The organism is Streptomyces sp. SM1 (assembly GCF_002910825.1).
GTDB classification, from domain to species: domain Bacteria; phylum Actinomycetota; class Actinomycetes; order Streptomycetales; family Streptomycetaceae; genus Streptomyces; species Streptomyces okerensis.
In genome coordinates this window covers 1-4032 of the sequence record NZ_NEUB01000100.1, presented here as the reverse complement: position 1 = coordinate 4032, position 4032 = coordinate 1, and the positions used below count along the sequence as shown (strand labels likewise).

At 69.3% G+C, this 4032-nt stretch carries 4 protein-coding genes; 1 reads left to right on the top strand and 3 read right to left on the bottom strand.

Features of this window, described 5'->3' with window-relative positions; translation table 11 throughout:
• Positions 1-119: 119 nt before the first annotated feature.
• Both B9S61_RS02170 and B9S61_RS02165 read right to left on the bottom strand, forming a co-directional pair.
• On the bottom strand, positions 120-821 hold the full coding sequence (locus B9S61_RS02170; RefSeq protein WP_103540661.1) for a ribonuclease HII: 702 nt from the start codon (positions 819-821) through the stop codon (positions 120-122).
• Positions 822-902: 81 nt separating this feature from the next.
• Complete coding sequence (locus B9S61_RS02165; RefSeq protein WP_103540660.1) at positions 903-1526, bottom strand: TetR/AcrR family transcriptional regulator; 624 nt, start codon at positions 1524-1526, stop codon at positions 903-905.
• A 183-nt stretch (positions 1527-1709) separates the two neighbouring features.
• Between B9S61_RS02165 and B9S61_RS02160 the strand changes: the two genes are divergently transcribed.
• Positions 1710-3257, top strand: a complete 1548-nt coding sequence (locus B9S61_RS02160; RefSeq protein WP_103540659.1) for an MFS transporter — start codon at positions 1710-1712, stop codon at positions 3255-3257.
• Between the two features lie 403 nt (positions 3258-3660).
• Here the strand turns inward: B9S61_RS02160 and B9S61_RS02155 are convergent.
• Positions 3661-4032, bottom strand: a 372-nt coding sequence (locus B9S61_RS02155) for an ADP-ribosylglycohydrolase family protein (RefSeq protein WP_146064678.1), incomplete at its 5' end; no start/stop codon positions are given.

The window sequence follows — 4032 nt, the reverse complement described above, 5'->3', positions numbered from 1 at the left end:
GGGGACCTTGGGCACTCTCGTGAATCTGAGGCTCCTCGGGAGGGAGAGGCATGGGCTGATTTTTATCAAACGCTGGTACGGCTCGCGCCGCCGGGTGGCACATCAGTGCGAGCGGCCCGTCAGAAGTCGAAGCCGAGCTGACCCTCGATCTCCGGAACACGCGCGCCGGTCAAGCTGCGGACCTTCTTGAGATGCCGCCACTGGGGCAGCGCATCAAGATACGCCCATGACAACCGGTGGTACGGAGTGGGCCCCCGGACGTCCAGTGCGGCCCTGTGTACGGGCGACGGATACCCGGCGTTGTCCGCAAAACCGAAGTCTGCATGGTCGATGCCCAGTTCGGCCATCATTTTGTCGCGCTGGACCTTGGCGATCACCGAGGCCGCCGCGACCGCCACGCACGACTGGTCACCCTTGATGACCGTACGAACCTGCCAGGGGGACCCGAGGTAGTCGTGCTTGCCGTCGAGGATCACCGCGTCGGGCCGGACGGGCAGCGCCTCCAGCGCGCGCACCGCCGCCAGCCGCAGCGCGGCCGTCATCCCCAGCTCATCGATCTCCTCGGGCGACGCGTGGCCCAGGGCGTGCGACGTCACCCAGGTCCGCAGCGTTTCGGCGAGCGCGGTGCGCCGCTTGACGGTGAGGAGCTTGGAGTCGGTGAGACCCTGCGGGGGCCGGCGCAGTCCGGTGATCGCCGCGCAGACGGTGACAGGGCCGGCCCAGGCGCCGCGCCCCACCTCGTCGACACCCGCGACGATCTTCGCTCCGGTCGTGGCGCGCAGCGAGCGCTCGACGGTGTGAGTTGGTGGTTCGTACGGCATGGCGCCCTTAGCGTACGCCGCCCCCGACGGCGGGCGACACCCCGGTCCCGGAGTTGCGCCGGCATCCGCCCGGCGCCCGTGTCACGAGTCGCTGTGCCGCAGCAGCGGAACCATCAACTGGTCGATCATCTCCTCCAGATCGATGTCCGCCAGTTCGCTGCCGCACATCTTCGACCGGTACATCATCATCGCCGGGATGGCGTCGAAGACATAGCCGTTCGCCGCGTCGGCCCGCACCTCTCCCCGCTTGATTCCGCGCTCGATCACCTCGCGCAGCATTCTGATGACCGGCTCTACGACACCCTCGAAGATGACGGCGTGGAAGCGCTCGGCCTGCGTGCTGTCACATTCGTAAATCACCGAGCGCACCGCGAAACCGGAGGGGGAGAACATCGCGTCGCGCGCTCGCCGGCACAGGTCCAGCAGGTCCTCGCGCACGCTCCCCAGATCGGGTACCGCGTCGAACTGCGGCAGCCCGGCCCACAGGGCGTCGGCGACCAGGTCCTCCTTGGACGGCCAGCGCCGGTAGACAGCCGCTTTGCCGGTCTGGGCGGCGGCGGCGACGCCTTCCATCGTCAGGCCGTTCCAGCCGACCGTGCTCAGCTGTTCCAGCGCGGCATCGAGGATCGCGCGTTCCAGCACGGCACCGCGGCGACGGGAAGCGGCCGTCTGGGCATCAGCGGCCGCCCAGCTCGAAGTAACCATCTGACTCTCTCCAACGAGCAGCGGAAGTGGGCATTCGGGGATGAAACACGCGCCGCGCGGTGACTGAGGGGGACACACCGGGCGACCCGTTTCAGTGAACGCTTGCGTTCACTGTCGAGGACTCCTACCGTTGGCGCAACAGTGAACGCGAGCGTTCACTGACACACTTGTGGGGGACCTATAGTGACAACCTCTCCGTTGATCCATGACCAGAAGCCGGGAGCGGCCCGCCGACAGGGACGTCCCGGCGTCGCGCTCACCGTCATCGCGGCCTGCCAACTCATGGTGGTACTCGACGCGACGATTGTGAACATCGCGCTGCCGCATATTCAGAACGCTCTCCAGTTCAGTACCACGGACCTCACCTGGGTGGTCAGCGCGTACACGCTGACCTTCGGCGGTCTGCTGCTGCTCGGGGGCCGCGCGGGCGACATCCTCGGCCGCCGCCGTGTCTTCATGAGCGGCATCCTGCTGTTCACCTTCGCCTCGCTGCTCGGCGGGTTCGCCCAGGAGCCGTGGCAGTTGCTGGCCGCACGCGTACTGCAGGGCGTGGGCGGCGCGATCGCGTCGCCCACCTCGCTGGCACTCATCACCACCACGTTCCCGGAAGGACCCGAGCGCAATCGGGCCTTCGGTGTCTTCGCCGCGGTGTCCGCCGGCGGTGGCGCCATCGGGCTGCTCGCGGGCGGCATGCTCACCGAGTGGCTCGACTGGCGGTGGGTGCTCTTCGTCAACGTGCCGATCGGCCTGCTGATCGCCGTACTCACACCGATGTACATCAACGAATCCGAGCGGCACACCGGCCGCTTCGACATCGCGGGTGCGGTGACCTCGACCGCCGGTATGGCCTCCCTCGTCTACGGCTTCATCCGGGCCGCGGAGGAAGGCTGGAAGGACGGCGTGACCATCGGCTCCTTCGTGGCCGCCGTGGTCCTGTTGGTGGCCTTCGCACTGATCGAGTCCCGGGCCAAGGAGCCGATCACTCCCCTGCGGATGTTCACCGACCGCAATCGCGCGGGCACGTATGTGATCATGCTCAGCCTGGCCGCGGCGATGTTCGGCATGTTCTTCTACATCGTCCTCTTCGTGCAGAACGTCCTCGGGTACACGCCGATCGAGGCGGGTCTCGCCTTCCTGCCGGTGACGGTCGTCATCGCGCTCGGCGCCGGGCTGTCGCAGCGGTTCCTTCCCGTGTTCGGCCCCAAGCCGTTCATGCTCGTCGGTTCGGCGCTCGCCGCGATCGGTCTTGCCTGGCAGACGCTGATCAGCTCCGACAGCTCCTACGTCACCGGCATCCTGGGCCCCATGCTGGTCTTCGGCTTCGGCATGGGCCTGAACTTCGTGACACTGACGCTCACCGCCGTGTCCGGGGTGGCCCAGCACGAGGCCGGCGCGGCGTCCGGACTCCTCAACGCCACCCAGCAGGTGGGCGGGTCGGTGGGGCTGGCCCTGCTGACGACGGTGTTCGGCACGGCGAGCAGGGACGAGGCGGAGAAGCAGGTCCCGGACTTCCTCGCGCACGGGACGGCGGAGCAGAAGGCGGAGTTCGCCCAGACGCAGCAGTTGCCCGCGCCCTGGGGACACGAGGTGCTCACGGAGGGCATCTCCACGGCCTTCATCCCCGCTGCCGCGATGGCCGTACTCGCCCTGGCCACCGCGTGGTTCGTCATCCGGGTCCGCAAAAGCGACCTGGAGGCCCTGTCCGGCTCGGCGGGACCCGGCATGGGCTGAGCCCGGAATGCCGCGGGTCCGGCCCGGCAGCTCTCCGACCGGCGTCACGGGGGTCGGCCGGAGAGCGCCGGGCCGACCCGCGAGGCGCGGCGCCAGGGCCGCCGTCGCGAGCAGAACGACGAGCCACGCGTTCATGATCACCGCAACCGCCCCTCTCCCCGACACGACCGACTCGACCCACGTAGCAGACACCAACCACGCAACCGACGAGGCAGATGCGCACCGCGCGACCGACGCGACGACGTCCCGCGCGGCACACCGGTAGCTGTCGGAGCTCACGCCTCGCACAGTGGATGTCCTGACAACGAGCGGACCGTCACAGAGAGTTCCCGAGGTGTACGGAGAGTTCCGAACCCCGGAAGCTCCGTCCCGCCCCCGGACCTCCGGCCGCCCTCCGCGGACCTCAGACCGAGGTCCGCACCCACCCGGGCAGTGGCTCGACCCGGTCGGCCCACTCGGCGGGTGGCACTCCGGCCTTTCCGGCGGCGATCACCCCACCGACGATCGCGCAGGTCGTGTCGACGTCTCCGCCCACCTGCGCGGTCGTCCAGAAGGCCCGCTCGTAGTCGCCCAGGGAGCGGGCGGCCGACCAGAGCGCGAAGGGCACGGTGTCATGGGCGGTCGTACGCCGTCCGCAACCGAGCACGGCCGCGACGGTCGCGGCGTCGCCGTAGTCCAGCATGTCCCGGGCCCGGCGCAGCCCGGCGCCGACCGCACTCCTCGCCGGCACCAGATCGATCACACCGTCGAGGAGGCCGCCCGGCCCCGGCGGCCC